Origin of the sequence: Bacillus sp. 5B6, from assembly GCF_000259405.1 — a bacterium.
In the GTDB taxonomy this organism is placed as follows: domain Bacteria; phylum Bacillota; class Bacilli; order Bacillales; family Bacillaceae; genus Bacillus; species Bacillus velezensis.
This window is the reverse complement of record NZ_AJST01000001.1, coordinates 2860027-2875740: the sequence shown is the minus strand read 5'-3', so window position 1 is coordinate 2875740 and position 15714 is coordinate 2860027. Positions and strand designations below refer to the sequence as shown.

18 protein-coding genes are annotated in these 15714 nt (G+C 47.7%); 13 read left to right on the top strand and 5 right to left on the bottom strand.

The window, feature by feature from the left end; genetic code table 11:
• Positions 1-157: 157 nt before the first annotated feature.
• Genes MY7_RS13635 through MY7_RS13625 form a run of 3 tightly spaced genes read left to right on the top strand, consistent with a single transcriptional unit; the run spans position 158 to position 1697 of the window.
• Positions 158-433 carry a YutD family protein gene (locus MY7_RS13635; protein ID WP_003151928.1) on the top strand — a complete coding sequence of 92 codons (276 nt, stop codon included), beginning with the start codon at positions 158-160 and terminating at the stop codon, positions 431-433.
• Between the two features lie 25 nt (positions 434-458).
• Positions 459-893, top strand: coding sequence for a DUF86 domain-containing protein (locus MY7_RS13630; RefSeq protein WP_007613558.1), 435 nt, complete (start codon positions 459-461; stop codon positions 891-893).
• 33 nt (positions 894-926) lie between these two features.
• On the top strand, positions 927-1697 hold the full coding sequence (locus tag MY7_RS13625; protein ID WP_007613557.1) for a TIGR01457 family HAD-type hydrolase: 771 nt from the start codon (positions 927-929) through the stop codon (positions 1695-1697).
• Positions 1698-1724: 27 nt separating this feature from the next.
• On the opposite strand, the gene MY7_RS13620 is transcribed toward MY7_RS13625, so the two are convergent.
• Positions 1725-2225, bottom strand: a complete 501-nt coding sequence (locus tag MY7_RS13620; RefSeq protein WP_003151934.1) for a phosphatidylglycerophosphatase A family protein — start codon at positions 2223-2225, stop codon at positions 1725-1727.
• Positions 2226-2379: 154 nt separating this feature from the next.
• Here MY7_RS13620 and yutH point away from each other — a divergent pair, with 154 nt between their 5' ends.
• The 5 genes from yutH (at position 2380) to MY7_RS13595 (ending at position 8963) form a co-directional block, all read left to right on the top strand.
• Positions 2380-3396 (top strand): spore coat putative kinase YutH, encoded by a 1017-nt coding sequence (gene yutH / locus MY7_RS13615; protein WP_007613555.1) that lies wholly within the window; start codon positions 2380-2382, stop codon positions 3394-3396.
• Positions 3397-3597: 201 nt separating this feature from the next.
• Positions 3598-4899, top strand: coding sequence for a homoserine dehydrogenase (locus MY7_RS13610; RefSeq protein ID WP_007613551.1), 1302 nt, complete (start codon positions 3598-3600; stop codon positions 4897-4899).
• Positions 4899-5957 (top strand): threonine synthase, encoded by a 1059-nt coding sequence (thrC, locus tag MY7_RS13605; RefSeq protein ID WP_007613548.1) that lies wholly within the window; start codon positions 4899-4901, stop codon positions 5955-5957. The genes MY7_RS13610 and thrC overlap by 1 nt, the downstream gene beginning before the upstream one ends.
• The gene (gene thrB / locus MY7_RS13600) at positions 5954-6883 is read left to right on the top strand and encodes a homoserine kinase (RefSeq protein ID WP_007613546.1); all 930 of its coding nucleotides are present in this window, start codon (positions 5954-5956) and stop codon (positions 6881-6883) included. Before thrC ends, thrB begins: the two co-directional genes overlap by 4 nt.
• A 103-nt stretch (positions 6884-6986) precedes the next feature.
• Positions 6987-8963, top strand: coding sequence for a S9 family peptidase (locus tag MY7_RS13595; RefSeq protein WP_007613544.1), 1977 nt, complete (start codon positions 6987-6989; stop codon positions 8961-8963).
• 40 nt (positions 8964-9003) lie between these two features.
• On the opposite strand, the gene MY7_RS13590 is transcribed toward MY7_RS13595, so the two are convergent.
• A complete protein-coding gene (locus tag MY7_RS13590; RefSeq protein ID WP_169510385.1) occupies positions 9004-9339 on the bottom strand; it encodes a NifU family protein in 336 nt (111 codons plus the stop codon).
• Between the two features lie 79 nt (positions 9340-9418).
• Between MY7_RS13590 and MY7_RS13585 the strand changes: the two genes are divergently transcribed.
• A complete protein-coding gene (locus MY7_RS13585) occupies positions 9419-9745 on the top strand; it encodes a YuzD family protein (protein WP_007613541.1) in 327 nt (108 codons plus the stop codon).
• 37 nt (positions 9746-9782) lie between these two features.
• On the opposite strand, the gene MY7_RS13580 is transcribed toward MY7_RS13585, so the two are convergent.
• Positions 9783-10850 carry an NAD(P)/FAD-dependent oxidoreductase gene (locus tag MY7_RS13580; RefSeq protein ID WP_007613539.1) on the bottom strand — a complete coding sequence of 356 codons (1068 nt, stop codon included), beginning with the start codon at positions 10848-10850 and terminating at the stop codon, positions 9783-9785.
• Between the two features lie 266 nt (positions 10851-11116).
• Between MY7_RS13580 and MY7_RS13575 the strand changes: the two genes are divergently transcribed.
• The 4 genes from MY7_RS13575 to MY7_RS13560 all read left to right on the top strand — a co-directional run bounded on the left by MY7_RS13575 (position 11117) and on the right by MY7_RS13560 (position 14122).
• Positions 11117-11353 carry a YuzB family protein gene (locus tag MY7_RS13575; RefSeq protein WP_007408721.1) on the top strand — a complete coding sequence of 79 codons (237 nt, stop codon included), beginning with the start codon at positions 11117-11119 and terminating at the stop codon, positions 11351-11353.
• A gap of 134 nt (positions 11354-11487) precedes the next feature.
• Positions 11488-12705 carry a NupC/NupG family nucleoside CNT transporter gene (locus MY7_RS13570; RefSeq protein ID WP_012118346.1) on the top strand — a complete coding sequence of 406 codons (1218 nt, stop codon included), beginning with the start codon at positions 11488-11490 and terminating at the stop codon, positions 12703-12705.
• Between the two features lie 123 nt (positions 12706-12828).
• Complete coding sequence (gene dapF, locus MY7_RS13565; protein ID WP_007613534.1) at positions 12829-13683, top strand: diaminopimelate epimerase; 855 nt, start codon at positions 12829-12831, stop codon at positions 13681-13683.
• 76 nt (positions 13684-13759) lie between these two features.
• Positions 13760-14122 carry a HesB/IscA family protein gene (locus MY7_RS13560; RefSeq protein ID WP_003151967.1) on the top strand — a complete coding sequence of 121 codons (363 nt, stop codon included), beginning with the start codon at positions 13760-13762 and terminating at the stop codon, positions 14120-14122.
• A gap of 142 nt (positions 14123-14264) precedes the next feature.
• Here the strand turns inward: MY7_RS13560 and MY7_RS13555 are convergent, their stop codons facing one another.
• Positions 14265-15026 carry an SDR family oxidoreductase gene (locus tag MY7_RS13555; RefSeq protein ID WP_007613527.1) on the bottom strand — a complete coding sequence of 254 codons (762 nt, stop codon included), beginning with the start codon at positions 15024-15026 and terminating at the stop codon, positions 14265-14267.
• Between the two features lie 191 nt (positions 15027-15217).
• Positions 15218-15436 carry a MerR family DNA-binding transcriptional regulator gene (locus MY7_RS19950; protein ID WP_225307334.1) on the bottom strand — a complete coding sequence of 73 codons (219 nt, stop codon included), beginning with the start codon at positions 15434-15436 and terminating at the stop codon, positions 15218-15220.
• Positions 15437-15714 lie beyond the last annotated feature (278 nt).

Genomic DNA, 15714 nt, shown 5'->3' with positions numbered 1-15714 from the left:
TGCAGGGAAAAAGTCATTCTTGAATAAGGATCGTCTGAACCGCTACACTGGATATAAAGAGGAAAAATTCTCCGTCCGTCCGAACCGTCTCATTTTGCAATTGATGGACAGAAGTCAATGAATTATGATAGTAAAGAGTGATAAAAGAGGTGAAGACATGATTCTTATTCAAAATGCCGAGTTTGAACTCGTACACGATTTTAAAAACGGCTTTAATGAAGAAGCGTTCAAAGCCCGCTATTCGGACATATTAAATAAATATGATTACATTGTGGGAGACTGGGGATACAGTCAGCTGCGGCTCAAAGGCTTCTTTGATGACCAGAATCAAAAAGCAACCTTTGAAACGAAAATCAGCACATTGGACGAATACATTTACGAATACTGCAATTTCGGCTGCGCGTATTTTGTTTTAAAACGAATCAGAAAATAATTGATGCAGAAGGGGATGCTGTCACGTGTATTTTGTTGACAGAAATAATATCGAACAAACACTCCGTTTTTTTGAGACCCAGCTGGCGCTGTTTGACAGCACGCCTGCATGGCAGAGCGAAATCGAAAAAAGGGCGCTTGAGCGGATCAGCCATCTTATGATCGAATGCATTCTCGATGTCGGAAATGATATGATTGACGGCTTTATCATGCGCGATCCGGGCAGTTATGACGACATCATGGATATTCTGACGGATGAAAAGGTGGTAGCTGAGGATGAAGGGAATAAGCTGAAGCAGCTGATCTCTTCCAGAAAGCAGCTTGTCCAGGAATATCAGTATGCCGACCATCAGGAGCTGTTTACGCTGATCACGTCAAACAGAGATGTGCTGAAAGCCTTTCCGGCCCGTGTAAGAACCTACCTGGAAACAGAATTAGGGCCTGTTTCCGCATTTAAATAACAAAGAGTGAGAAAATCCACAGGAGTGTTGAGTATGAAGGATTATAAAGGATATTTGATAGATTTGGACGGCACAATGTACAATGGGACGGAAAAAATCGAAGAAGCGTGTGAATTCGTGAGAACGCTTAAAGCGCGCGGCATTCCGTATTTATTCGTGACGAACAATTCTTCCCGGACGCCGAAGCAGGTGGCGGACAAGCTGATGAGCTTTGACATTCCGGCATCTGAAGAGCAGGTCTTCACGACGAGCATGGCGACTGCGCAGCATATCGCCCAGCAGAAAAAAGACGCGTCGGTGTATGTGATCGGCGAAGAAGGCATCCGTCAGGCCATTGAAGAAAACGGGCTGAGCTTCGGAGAAGAAAACGCGGACTTTGTCGTTGTGGGAATCGACCGCGGCATTACATATGAAAAGTTGGCAACGGGATGCCTTGCGATCAGAAACGGCGCCCGGTTCATTTCAACAAACGGCGACGTCGCCATTCCGACTGAAAGAGGGCTTTTACCAGGGAACGGTTCGCTCACATCCGTTTTGACGGTGTCAACGGGCGTTGAACCTGTCTTTATCGGCAAGCCTGAATCCATTATTATGGAACAGGCGATGCGTGTGCTCGGAACGGATATTTCCGAAACACTCATGGTCGGCGATAACTATGCAACGGACATTATGGCCGGCATCAATGCGGGCATGGATACGCTGCTGGTTCACACCGGCGTGACAAAGCGTGAGCATATGGCAGATTACGACCAGAAGCCGACATATGCGATTGATTCTTTAACCGAATGGATTGAACATCTATAAAAAAAGGGACGGCCATGACGGCCGTCCTTATTCTGTATTTCTGGCGCTGTGAGCAAGCCGGCTTGAAGCCGCTGCTGCGATTGCGCCGACGATATCATCAAGAAACGTATGGCATTCGCCCGTAGATTTATCATTTAACCGCCCGAGAATGCCGGGTTTTTCTTTGTCAATGTAGCCGTAATTCGTAAAGCCGATCGAGCCGTATATATTCACGATAGAGAAGGCGAGCACCTCGTCAACCCCATACAGGCTTTCATCAATCGCCAGAATGGTCTGAAGCGGTTCAGACAGCTTTTTTTGTTCGGCGAGCACATCTAATTCTATTCCCGTTAAAATGGCGTTTTGCACCTCGCGTTTTGCGATGACACGGTCCACATTGAGCCTGCATACCTCCATCGTCAAATCAGGATGATATTTTTTTTGAAGGAAATACACCAGCTCGGCAATATCGTCCGTCTCAACCCCCCGTTCTTTTAAACGCGCTCTGGCGACAGCTTCCACCTGATTCAGTTGTTCCTTTTCTGACATTTGCTTCACCCAATCTTTTTTTACTAGTTTATACAACATCCTTCCGATGTGTACGATGTTTCTTCACTTGATTCAAAGGATTACAATATGTATTCATAATTCCGCCGGCGTATGACTACGATGTGAATAGCTCTAATTTTTCAGGCAGGTGATTATGATGAAAAGCATCATTAAAGAAAAGTACGGCATCCACGTCAGACAGCTTTCCGTTTATCAGAAATACCAATGCTTCCAGACGCCTAATTCCTTCTTTCTTATAATTCCCGTTTCCGGGTTTTCGCAATCAGAGCTGACGGAGCTTTACTACATGAGTCAGTATTTACAAGAACAAAGTGACCCATACGTTTCAGTGTTTATCTTTACGAAGGAAGGAGAACTGACCTTTGAGGACGAAGGCAAAACGTATGCGCTCTTAAAAGCGCCGATTCCCGTCTCAAACCGGTCGTTTTCTGTCGGAGGGGAGCTTGCCGAATTTCACAGAAAAGGGCGGGGTTTTCCGTACGAAGTGAAAGAAGCGGGCAGGATCGGCCAATGGAAGGACTTATGGGGAAAACGGGTGGATCAGCTGGAATCATTCTGGATGCAGAAAATTCATATGTCTCCGCTTGAACCGTTCGAAAAGAAAATGATCGAAGCATTTCCTTATTATTCAGGCTTAGCGGAAAACGCCATTCAATATTTAGTGGATACGGAGCTGGATGACAATCCCGGCGCAGAAGACTCGGGGACAATCTGTCATCAGCGGATGGAACGGGATACCTGGTCGGAGGAATCATTGATCCGCATTCCGGGCGATTGGGTATTCGACCATGCCGCCCGTGATATTGCGGAATATATGCGCAGCACATATTTGTATCATCGTGACGACCTGCTCAAAGATGGTTTTTTGTTTCTGCAGGAATATGAGCAAGTTACGCCGTTATCCTCCTTTTCCAAGCGCCTGTTTTACAGCCGCCTGCTGTTTCCGCTCCATTTCTTCGAGACGGTGGAAAGCTATTACATTTCTCATGATTCTGAAAAACAGTTTTACGAAGAGCAGCTTGACTACATTCTTGCCGACTGCACCCGCTATGAACAGTTTTTACAGACATGTCACAACATGATGAATGTCAGGTCGGCGCAGGTTTTTGTCCCGCCTGTGGCGTGGCTCGGAAAAGGAATCAGTTCGTAAGAAAATATGACGTAAAAATATTTAGAAAATAGGGAATCTTGTCATATCAGTGTGTTAAGCGTTTTCATAGCCGTAGAAACAATATTCAGCCGCTTGTCAAAACAAATGCGGGCTTATATAATATTTGTAACTTAAATGTCTGTGAAGGGTTAACAATTGTCCTTTTCTAGTGGACAAAAGGAAGAAAGGTGGAGTTTCTCTTTGGAAGCGATTCGTATTGGACTGTTAGGACTGGGAACCGTGGGAAGCGGAGTCGTCAAAATTATACAAGATCACCAGGATAAGCTTATGCACCAGGTCGGCTGTCCGGTGACGATCAAAAAAGTGCTAGTTAAAGATATTGATAAAAAACGAGACGCAGACCTGCCGAAAGAAGTGCTGACGACAGAAGTCTATGATGTAATCGATGACCCTGAGGTCGACGTGATTATTGAAGTCATCGGCGGTGTCGAACAGACGAAGCAATATCTTCTTGACGCCTTGAAAGCGAAAAAACATGTTGTGACCGCAAATAAAGATCTGATCGCCGTATATGGCTCAGAGCTTTTAGCCGCCGCAAAGGAAAATGGCTGTGACTTGTATTATGAAGCGAGTGTCGCCGGCGGAATTCCGATTTTACGCACGCTCGAAGAAGGCCTTTCCTCTGACCGGATCACAAAAATGATGGGAATCGTCAACGGAACGACGAACTTCATCTTAACGAAAATGATTAAAGAAAAAAGCCCGTATGAAGAAGTGCTGAAGGAAGCGCAGGATCTCGGATTCGCGGAAGCGGACCCGACCGCCGATGTAGAAGGGCTCGATGCCGCGCGCAAGATGGCGATTTTAGCCCGTCTCGGCTTCTCTATGGACGTTGATCTGGACGATGTCAAAGTAAAAGGAATTTCCCGGATTACGGATGAAGATATCAGCTTCAGCAAACGGCTCGGCTATACGATGAAGCTGATCGGCATCGCCCAGCGTGATGACAATAAAATCGAAGTCAGCGTTCAGCCGACACTGCTTCCGGATCATCATCCGCTCTCTGCGGTGCATAACGAGTTTAATGCCGTTTACGTGTACGGAGAAGCCGTCGGCGAAACGATGTTTTACGGCCCCGGAGCCGGAAGCATGCCGACTGCGACATCGGTCGTTTCCGATCTGGTCGCGGTCATGAAAAACATGCGTCTCGGCGTAAACGGAAACAGCTTTGTCGCCCCGCAGTTTGAAAGAAATCTGAAGCAGCCGTCTGATATCTATGCCCAGCAGTTTTTAAGAATTCATGTCAAAGACCAGGTCGGCTCTTTTTCAAAAATCACATCGGCCTTCTCAGAGCGCGGCGTCAGCTTTGAAAAAATTCTGCAGCTGCCGATCAAAGGCCACGACGACCTCGCGGAAATCGTCATCGTCACGCATCATACATCGGAAGAAGATTTCAGCGACATTCTGCAAAACTTAAATGACCTCGAAGTCGTACAAGAAGTAAAAAGCACATATCGCGTAGAAGGGAACGGTTGGAGCTAATGTGGAAAGGACTCATCCATCAATATAAAGAATTTCTGCCGGTGACGGATCGGACGCCGGCCCTGACATTGCATGAAGGCAACACGCCGCTGATTCACCTGCCGAAGCTTTCCGAAAAGCTCGGAATTGAACTGCATGTGAAAACAGAGGGCGTTAATCCGACGGGATCCTTTAAAGACCGCGGCATGGTCATGGCGGTCGCCAAAGCGAAAGAAGAAGGCAATGATACCATCATGTGCGCCTCTACAGGCAACACATCCGCGGCGGCTGCGGCATACGCGGCGAGAGCCGGCATGAAATGCATCGTCATCATCCCGGACGGAAAAATCGCCTTCGGAAAACTTGCGCAGGCCGTCATGTACGGTGCGGAAATCATTGCGATTGACGGAAACTTTGACGACGCGCTGGCCATCGTCCGGTCGATTTGCGGAAAATCACCGATTGCATTAGTGAATTCAGTAAACCCTTACCGGATTGAAGGGCAAAAAACAGCGGCCTTTGAAGTATGCGAACAGCTCGGCGAAGCGCCGGACATTCTGGCGATCCCGGTAGGAAACGCCGGGAATATCACGGCCTACTGGAAAGGGTTCAAAGAATATCATGAGAAAAACGGCACCGGACTTCCGAAAATGCGCGGTTTTGAGGCGGAAGGTTCTGCGGCTATCGTCCGCGGGGAAGTTATTAAAAATCCAGAAACCGTTGCGACGGCAATCCGAATCGGGAATCCCGCCAGCTGGGACAAAGCCGTGCTCGCTGCGGAGGAATCAGCCGGAAAAATTGATGAAGTCACAGATGAAGAAATTCTTCACGCTTATCAGCTGATTGCCCGTGAAGAAGGCGTGTTTGCCGAACCGGGCTCCTGTGCATCCATCGCCGGCGTTTTGAAACAGGTAAAATCCGGTGAAATTCCAAAAGGCAGCAAGGTTGTCGCAGTTTTGACCGGAAACGGCCTGAAAGATCCGAACACGGCTGTAGACGTATCTGACATAAAACCGATTACGCTGCCGACAGATGAGGACAGTATTCTGGAATACTTAAATGGAGCGGCGCGTGTATGAATGAGGCGGAGATGCTGTTTTCCATTACGGTTCCGGGAAGCACCGCCAACTTAGGGCCCGGGTTTGATTCCGTCGGGATGGCGCTCAGCAGATATTTGAAGCTTTCGGTTTTCCGAAACGATGAATGGCAGTTCTCGGCGGAAACCGAAACTGTCGCGGGCATCCCTCAAGGAACGGACAACCTCATCTACCAAGTCGCCAAACGGACGGCTGACCGCTATCAGAAAGAGCTGCCGCCCGCCCATGTCAAAGTGTGGAGTGACATCCCCCTTGCGCGGGGTCTCGGAAGCAGCGCGGCCGCTATCGTCGCCGCCATTGAGCTTGCGGATGAGTTATGCGGCCTGCAGCTGTCGGAAAGCGACAAACTGCACTTAGCGAGTCTTGAAGAGGGGCACCCTGATAATGCCGCTGCTTCCCTTGCAGGAGGGCTTGTGATCGGCCTTCACGAAGAAGATGAAACACATATCGTGCGTGTTGCCGAAGCGGATATCGACGTTGTGGCAGTGATTCCGTTTTACGAAGTTCTGACCAGGGACGCAAGAGACGTGCTCCCGAAAGAGCTGCCGTACCGACGCGCCGTTAAAGCAAGCGCCGTCAGCAACCTTCTCGTTGCTGCGATCATGTCAAATGACTGGGCGCTCGCCGGGAAAATGATGAGAAAAGACATCCTCCATCAGCCGTACCGCGCCATGCTTGTTCCTGAGCTTTCAAAGGTGGAACATGCGGCCGAAATGAAAGGCGCTTACGGAACGGCGCTGAGCGGAGCGGGACCGACAATTCTTGTCCTGATTGAAAAAGGAAAGGGAGAAGAGCTGAGAAAACAGCTTTCTGAGCATTTCCCCCACTGTGAGATTGCGGCGCTTACCGTCCCGTCAGAAGGAAGTGTAATTGAACGGAATCCTTTAGAGCAGGTGAAAAGTGTATAATGATAAAAAAGCGTTCTTCCCATCAGAGAAGGACGCTTTCTTTTTCTGGAGAAGGATTTTTATTTAGAGAAGCGAAATAAAAAAGAAAAGGAGGAGAAACGATTTGAAAAAACTCATAACCGAGGAGGACATTGCGTCTCTCGTATCCGTGACAGACCCGCAATATGCCCGTGACGGCAGAAGAGCCGCTTACGTCCGGACAACAGTCAATCATAAGCGTGATTCCTATTCCTCAGCCATTATGGTATATGACAAAGAATCCGGCATCTCAAACCCTTGGACTTTTGGGGACAATAGAAACACAAGTCCGCGGTGGTCGCCTGACGGACGGCGCCTCGCCTTTGTTTCTGACAGGGAGAACGGCATCCCTCAGCTGTACATCATCGACGCTGCCGGCGGAGAGGCGGAGCAGGCGGCCGATATTCCTTGGGGTGTATCTGATCCGATATGGGCGCCCGACGGCAGATCCGTGCTTGTGTCCGTCAGTCTGACATCAGCGGAGCGCGCCGATGAGAAAGAAAAAAAGAAGCATGACGAGTATGAGCCGGTTGACATTCAGTCATTAACATATAAACGTGACGGGAAAGGCCTGCTGAACGGAAGCTGGGCCCAGCTTGTGCTGATTCATCTTGAAACGGGGGAGATTCAGCAGCTGACGGATCATGAAGCGGATCATTATGGCGCGGCCTTTTCAACGGATGGCAGGCAGCTTGCATTTACCGCCAATTTATGCGAGCCGGGTGACGCCGGAAAGCCGAGCGATGTCTATCTGATGAATCTGGCGGACGGAAGCCTAAAGCAGATTACGCCGCACCGCGGTTCTTTCGGTTCCTGCGTGTTTTCACCGGACGGTTCTTATATCGCGATGCTGGGTCATGAAAATGAATTTCGCAATGCGACTTTAGAAAAAGCGTGGCTGTACGAGGTGAAAACTGAGCGGCTGTCCTGCCTGACCGACATGCTGGATGTTCATTTGAGCGATGCGCTGATTGCGGATTCAATCATAGGAGGAGTGACGCCCCGGCCGGTATGGACAAACGACGGGCAGGGCTTTTACGTTCTCGGGAGCGAGCAGGGAAGCACCGGTATTTATTATATCTCGATTGACGGCCTCGTATATCCGATCCGATTAGAAGAAGAGTATGTGAACGGTTTTGCTTTTCATCCTGATCAGAAAAGCTGCATCGCTGTCATTGCCAAACCCGCACAGCCTTCCGAGCTTTACAGCATTTCACTTGAAGATGGGGAAGAGAAGCAATTGACATTTGACAATGATCGGTTTATTGAGGAGCGTATCATATCCGTGCCGGAAAAGCTGCAATTTGAAACAAAGGACGGGCTGACGGTAAACGGCTGGTTTTTAAAGCCCGCCGTTTTTGAAGAGGATCAAACTTATCCGCTCATTCTATATATACACGGCGGGCCTCACATGATGTACGGCCATACGTATTTTCACGAATTCCAAGTGCTGGCCGCACAAGGATATGCTGTCTTGTATGTCAACCCGAGAGGAAGCCATGGCTACGGGCAGGATTTTGTCAATCGTGTCAGGGGTGATTACGGAGGCGGAGATTACCGTGATGTCATGCAGGCGGTGGATGAAGCCGTTCAGGCGTATCCGTTTATTGACAGCGGCCGTCTCGGTGTGACGGGCGGAAGCTACGGAGGGTTTATGACGAATTGGATTGTCGGGCAGACAGACCGTTTTAAAGCAGCCGTCACGCAGCGCTCCATTTCAAATTGGTTTAGCTTCCACGGTGTCAGCGATATCGGTTTCTTTTTTACCGACTGGCAGCTCGGGCATGATTTGTTTGAGGAAGCGGATAAGCTTTGGGATCGTTCTCCTGTAAAATATGCGTCCCGCGTTTCGACGCCGCTTTTGATTCTGCACGGTGAGCGCGATGACCGCTGTCCGATAGAGCAGGCGGAGCAGCTTTTTACCGCATTGAAGAAACTGAACAAAACGACGTCGTTCATCCGGTTTCCGAAAGCTACGCATGAGCTGTCGAGAAGCGGCCATCCGGAACAGCGGATGAAACGCATCCGTTATATTTGTTCATGGTTTGATGACTATTTGTAAAAAATAAAAAACCAGGCTGTCATGCAGCCTGGTTTTACGATTAAAATACTTGTTCTACTTCAACGACACCCGGTACTTCTTCAAGAAGGGCGCGTTCGATTCCGGCTTTCAGCGTAATCGTTGAACTTGGGCAGCTGCCGCATGCGCCAAGGAGGCGAAGCTTTACGATGCCTTCGTCTACGTCAACAAGCTCACAGTCACCGCCGTCACGAAGCAGAAACGGACGTAATTTATCCAATACTTCCTGTACTTGCTCTTTCATTTCAACCTCAGTCATGAGATTCGCTCCTTTCATATACATAAAACCATTATATTCACAGTAACGGTAAAAATCTAATGTTTGGTTTGCAAAGCTGCTTTCCCCATTATAGCATATTTAAACTTGAACATAAAAACCGTTTTTTATACAAAAGCTGCCCCGTCCTTTGTATACTGGTGTAAAGGGGATGATATACATGACAAAGCCGGTTACGCTCAGTGTTTACGGCGCTGAAACGCTTTGCGCAAGCTGCGTGAATATGCCGAGCGCCAAAGATACGTTTGAATGGCTGGAGGCGGCGCTGAAACGGAAATATCCGGAGCAGCCTTTTAGCATGCGGTATATTGATATTGACGCACCGCCTCAGCAAAAGGAGACAGAAGAGCTTGCGGAGCGCATCAGAAACGATGAATTCTTCTATCCGCTCGTGCTGGTGGAGGATGTCATTGTGGGGGAAGGGAATCCGCATTTAAAAGATATATATGAAGAAATGGAAAAGCGCGGCTATGTTGCGGGCTCTTAAAAATGGCCGCTGATCGCAATCAGCGGCTTTTTTCTTATCAGCCGTTATGATGCTTGTACATCCATAAAAGGCCTGATTTTAATAAACGGGGCACACGCCCGATGAGCGGACGGTCGTTGACAAGACCGAAGCCCGCTTTTTTTCCGAGTGAACCGAGAACGCCTTTCAGCTTAAATTGCGGCATTGTTTCCGGCAGCTCTTCATTGTTCCAGCGTTTCAGGAGGATCTGCACAATTTGTTCCGCTTGCGCTTCAGCCAGCTGGGCGCTCGGCGCATGCGGCAGGCTCGCGCAATCACCGACGACGTAAACATGCTCATCGCCCGGAAGGTTGTGATGCGGTGTTAAAACGATGCGGCCTTGCGGGTCTTTTTCAGCGTCCAGTTCTCTGACGGCTTTATTCGGCTGAATTCCCGCCGTCCACACGATGGCATCGGCCGGTATTCCTTCATCATGATTATAAACGATGCCGTCTTCCACTTTTGTAATATTCGCATTATTGATAATGGTGACGCCGTGTTCTTCAAACCATTTCTGAACGTACTTGCTGAGTCTTTTCGGAAAGCTTGATAAAATCAGGTCGCCCCGGTCAAATAACATAATCTTCAGATCGTCACGGCTCTCTCTTAATTCACTGGCAAGCTCCACGCCGCTTAATCCCGCTCCGACGATAGCGACAGATGCATTGGCGCCGAGGTTGTTCAGCTTTTGATAGGCTTCGCGTGACTGATCAATGGTCTGAATGCTGTAAGTATGTTCCGGTGCGCCGGGCACGTTATGATACTTATCCTCGCAGCCCAGTCCGATCACCGCGTCATCGTAAGAAATCGGTTCGCGGTCATGAAACAGAACCTGTTTGTTTTTCGTGTCGACGGAAGCCACCTCACCGTATTGAACATCCAGATTCGGATGCTCAGGAAAAGACACCCTGATATGATGATCAGAAATCGTGCCGGCGGCGAGCGCATAATATTCTGTTTTTAAGCAGTGATACGGGTTTCTGTCAATCAGCGTGATGGATATATCTGACGGAAGCTGGTTCGGCAGTAAGCGGTGCAGCACCCGCATGTTTCCGTAACCCCCGCCGATCAAGACCAATTTTTTCATAATGATTCCCCTTTTGCCCGAAAAATATGGTAGTCAATGTTGTTACAAAATAACGAACTATGTAAAATAACATCTAGAATTATATCGAATTTGATCTAAAACCACAATAATAGTTTTAAAATAACCTACAAATTGACCAGAAAACACGTAATAGTAAAACCTTTAACCTGAATTAATATGTTACGATAACATTGAACGTGAAACCGGATCTTTGACGAATAGAGGAAATTCCGTTAGGATAAGGTACATATGTGAGGTGAAACCGCATGAATCCGATGATTGAATTCTGTGTCAGCAATTTAGCGCGCGGTTCCCAGGAAGCACTTGAGATCTTAGAGAAGGATCCGAACTTGGACGTGCTTGAATACGGCTGTTTAAGCTATTGCGGGAAATGCATGGAGTCCCTGTTCGCCCTGGTCAACGGCGAAGTGGTCACGGGGGGCACGCCTGCTGAATTGGTTGACAACATATATACATTCATAGAAGAAAATCCGATGTTTTAATCAGAGGCTCCGAACGGGGTCTCTTTTTTATTGCGCCCCGGGTTTTGGCAAAATAAAAAATTTGTAGACAGCAAAAATAAATATTGTTATCTTAATAAAGACTTTTTTTAAATAAAATTTTAGAGGTGGATTCATTGAATATCGTTTGGGGGCTGCTCGGGGCAGTTGCTATATTAGCCATTGCTTTTTTGTTATCAGAGAAGAAAAGCAAAATTAACCTGCGAACCGTCATTGTCGGTTTATGTTTACAAATGGCCTTCGGATTCATCGTATTAAAGTGGGACGCCGGACGGGCCGTATTTTTATGGTTCTCAAGCCGTGTGCAGCTTCTCATTGATTATGCGAACGAAGGCATCAGCTTTATTTTTGGCCCGCTGTTAAAAGTGGGCAGCAGCCCGGCTTTTGCGCTGAGCGTTCTGCCGGTCATTATCTTTTTCTCAGCGCTGATTGCCGTTTTGTATCACTTGAAAATCATGCAGCTCATCTTTCGCGTCATCGGAGGCGGACTGTCAAAGCTTCTTGGGACAAGCAGAACGGAATCGCTTGCGGCTGCTGCGAATATTTTTGTCGGACAGTCTGAATCACCGCTTGCCATTAAACCGCTGATTGCGGGATTGACCCGTTCCGAGCTGTTTACGATTATGACGAGCGGCCTTTCGGCTGTAGCGGGTTCGACGCTTTTCGGTTACGCCCTGTTAGGCATTCCGATCGAATACTTGCTGGCGGCCAGCTTTATGGCGGCTCCCGCCGGTCTCGTGTTCGGAAAAATTTTAATACCTGAAACGGAAAAAACGCAGACGATAAAAGGCGATTTTAATATGGACGAAGAAGGCGAAGGCGCCGCTAATGTGATTGATGCAGCGGCAAAAGGCGCGTCCACTGGCCTTCAGATTGCTCTAAATGTCGGCGCCATGCTGCTTGCGTTTGTCGCGCTCATCGCCGTAGTGAACGGAATTCTGGGCGGAATCGGCGGCTGGTTCGGTTTCAAACATATTACATTAGAATCCATTCTCGGTTACGTGTTTTCACCGATCGCATTTGTAATCGGCGTTCCTTGGCATGAAGCGCTCGGAGCGGGAAGCTATATCGGACAGAAACTTGTGCTGAATGAGTTTGTCGCTTATTCAAACTTCGGGCCGCATATTGCGGACTTTTCTAAAAAAACGTCTACGATTATCAGCTTTGCGCTGTGCGGATTTGCCAACTTCTCTTCGATTGCGATTATGCTCGGCACACTGGGCGGTTTGGCCCCAAGCCGCCGTTCGGACATTGCGCGCCTCGGATTAAGAGCGGTTATTGCGGGAACACTCGCAAACCTTCTCAGCGCGGCGATTGCCGGCATGTTTATTTAGTAAACGATAAAAGCTCCCTGCATATGCAGGGAGCTTTTATGTATGAAAAACGGGGGATATTTGTATTGTGTCCGAGGAGAAGAGCTTTTATACTAAGTAAAAGAAAAAAAGTTGGAGGCCGATATGAATTCATTCCGTTTTACCAAGATGCACGGTCTTGGAAACAGTTATATATATGTAAATCAATTTGAAGAACAGCTGCCGGAAGAACGGCTGGCTGAGATTGCCGTTAAAGTGTCCAGCATTCACACGGGCATCGGCTCTGACGGAATGATCCTCATCTGTCCGTCAGAAAAAGCGCCCGTCAAAATGCGGATTTTTAATAATGACGGCTCAGAAGGGAAAAATTGCGGCAACGGCCTTCGCTGTGTGGCAAAGTACGCATACGAACATAAGCTGACAGAAGAAACGTCCTTTTTCATTGAGACGCTTTCAGGTCTTGTGAAAGCAGACATTACAGAGGACAACGGGATTGTGCGTGAAGTCGCCGTTGATATGGGCGAACCGCGCCTCACCAAAAAAGAGCTGCCGATGCTCGGCAATGAAGATGAACGGACGATCGATGAAACCTTTGTTTTTGGAGAAACGGAGCTTTCCGGAACAGCCGTATCAATGGGAAACCCCCATATTGTTTTTCCGGTTGCGGATATCAATCAAGCGCCTCTTACAACGCTCGGTCCCGTCATTGAAAAAGACCCGAGATTTCCGGAAGGCGTCAATGTCGAATTTGTGGAAACCGTCAGCGCCGATGAGCTTCATTTCCGCGTATGGGAACGCGGCTCCGGCATTACACAGGCTTGCGGAACAGGCGCCTGTGCGGCGACTGTCGCATCCGTATTGAACGGTGTTTCTGAACGAAACCGGGATATCACCGTTCATTTAGCGGGAGGCGATCTTGTGATTAATTGGCAGGACAACGGGCACGTGCTGATGACGGGACCCGCCGAAACCGTATGCAGCGGCGTCTTTTATTTGTAAACAGCTCGTTTGAGAAATACGCTCCTCAAGGTTTATAATAGATATCAGCATCGTTTTTAAAAAAGGAGGTCTACCTATGAGTGTTCCAGTAACCATCACTGAAGCAGCGGCTTTGCATATAAAAGATATGATGAAAGAGCATGAAGAAGAAAACGCATTTCTCCGTGTGGGCGTAAAAGGCGGCGGCTGCAGCGGCCTGTCTTACGGGATGGGATTTGAGCACGAAAAAGGCGAAAAAGACAGCATGTTTGAACAGCACGGGATCACCGTCTTGGTCGACAGCGAAAGCCTTGATATTATGACCGGCACGATCATTGACTTCAAACAGTCCATGATGGGCGGCGGTTTCACCATTGACAACCCGAATGCCATCGCTTCCTGCGGCTGCGGATCTTCTTTCCGCACGGCCAAAAACGCCGGTACGCCGGAAGAGTGCTAAGGGTCAACCCGCCATTCTTAGGATGAAAAAATATGACGTCTTTCTTTTCGATGGCTCTTGCACCATTGTTAAGAAAGGCGTTTATCTGTTTAATAAAAATAAAACCCGCTCAACAGAAGCGGGTTTTGCTTTTTCAAAGATGTTATTCGATTGTATGTTTCATCGCATGGTACATATTTGCCGTATGTTCATCGGCTTTATCCCGTGACATGCGCAGCCGTTCGACTGAAGAACCATACCCGATTTCTTGTTTGCCCTCTTTCAGTCCCTTAAAAATCCCATCAGCGAATTCATCCAGCGGTTCTCCTTGAGTATGCAGCCCTGCTCCGCCTAAATCTGTATTCACCGCCGGAGGCGCAACTTCAATCACTTCTACAGATGAATCGGAAAGCTGATGTCTCAGACTCATTGTAAATGAATGAAGCGCCGCTTTCGTTGCTGAATAGATCGGTGCAATGGCAAGCGGTGTAAAAGCCAATCCCGAAGAGACGTTAATGACAGCCGCATCTTCTTTTCCGGCAAAAAACGGAGCGAACAGCATAGACAGGTGGAAGGGAGCTTCAATGTTCGTTGTGATTTCTTTATTGAAATAGTCCCAATTGTCCTTCGCATCCGCTTTCAGCACATGAAACCGTTGTTGAATCCCCGCGTTGTTTACTAACACATTCACTTCCGGATAATTTTCTTTCACCCAATCAAACAGTGATATACGTTCTGATGGAATGCTCAAATCACTGACATATGTAATAAGATCCGGGAATGTTTCCTTTGCTTTTTGAAGAGCGTGCTCACGCCGTCCGGTCACGATGACTTTATTTCCCGCTTTTAAAAACCGTTCTGCGAAAGCCAATCCTATTCCGGCATTTCCGCCTGTAATCAGTATTGTATTTCCCGTCAGTTTCATATTATCTCCTCTTTTCCGATTGTTTTTACTTCAACAAACTTACGTCTCTTGAACAGAGCTTTTGATATAACGTGCAATTTTCATTTCAATTCCTTTTAAATCCTTTGTCGTTGACGACATTTCATCCAGTACTGACCGCTTGTGTCTCCTCATCATGTCAAGCCGAAGTTTAATAGGACTCTCTCCTTCAATTACCCAATCAATATATTGCTTAAAGCCTTTGATGGGCATGTGGGTATTTTTAAACAAATCGCGATTTCAAGGAGCGGCATTTGATCTTCTGAAAATAACCGTCGGCTGGCTTCATCACGTTCAATCAGCGGCAGCAGTCCCTTTTTTTCATAATAACGTAACGTTGATTCTGTCATATTACACTTTGCTGCTGCTTCACGAATTGAACAATATGTCATCGAAAGACCTCCAACAGTATTCTTTCCTTGTCACTGGGTGATGATACGACTTAAACCATGTTTTAAGTCAATAAAAAATGTGATGAATTCAGACATATGTCACAAAAGGAAATGGGCAGATTTTCAATAGGTTTAGGAGTGACGGCCTTCACAAAAATCCTCAAATCAACGGTTCAAATCATACTATTTGCAAATTCAAAAAAAAATAAAGGGTACATAGCACCAAAAACTCTGAAAGATGTGCTCTTTGTCAACACGTCCTAAAGTCATATTTTTCG

Bases quoted from the DNA above. Each gene is read 5' to 3' on its own strand.
- thrC (WP_007613548.1), top strand. From the start codon at position 4,899: ATGTGGAAAGGACTCATCCATCAATATAAAGAATTTCTGCCGGTGACG.
- MY7_RS19950 (WP_225307334.1), bottom strand. From the start codon at position 15,436: ATGACATATTGTTCAATTCGTGAAGCAGCAGCAAAGTGTAATATGACA.
- MY7_RS13560 (WP_003151967.1), top strand. From the start codon at position 13,760: ATGAGTGTTCCAGTAACCATCACTGAAGCAGCGGCTTTGCATATAAAA.
- thrB (WP_007613546.1), top strand. From the start codon at position 5,954: ATGAATGAGGCGGAGATGCTGTTTTCCATTACGGTTCCGGGAAGCACC.
- MY7_RS13620 (WP_003151934.1), bottom strand. From the start codon at position 2,225: ATGTCAGAAAAGGAACAACTGAATCAGGTGGAAGCTGTCGCCAGAGCG.
- MY7_RS13585 (WP_007613541.1), top strand. From the start codon at position 9,419: ATGACAAAGCCGGTTACGCTCAGTGTTTACGGCGCTGAAACGCTTTGC.
- MY7_RS13555 (WP_007613527.1), bottom strand. From the start codon at position 15,026: ATGAAACTGACGGGAAATACAATACTGATTACAGGCGGAAATGCCGGA.
- MY7_RS13575 (WP_007408721.1), top strand. From the start codon at position 11,117: ATGAATCCGATGATTGAATTCTGTGTCAGCAATTTAGCGCGCGGTTCC.
- MY7_RS13625 (WP_007613557.1), top strand. From the start codon at position 927: ATGAAGGATTATAAAGGATATTTGATAGATTTGGACGGCACAATGTAC.
- dapF (WP_007613534.1), top strand. From the start codon at position 12,829: ATGAATTCATTCCGTTTTACCAAGATGCACGGTCTTGGAAACAGTTAT.
- MY7_RS13580 (WP_007613539.1), bottom strand. From the start codon at position 10,850: ATGAAAAAATTGGTCTTGATCGGCGGGGGTTACGGAAACATGCGGGTG.
- yutH (WP_007613555.1), top strand. From the start codon at position 2,380: ATGATGAAAAGCATCATTAAAGAAAAGTACGGCATCCACGTCAGACAG.
- MY7_RS13635 (WP_003151928.1), top strand. From the start codon at position 158: ATGATTCTTATTCAAAATGCCGAGTTTGAACTCGTACACGATTTTAAA.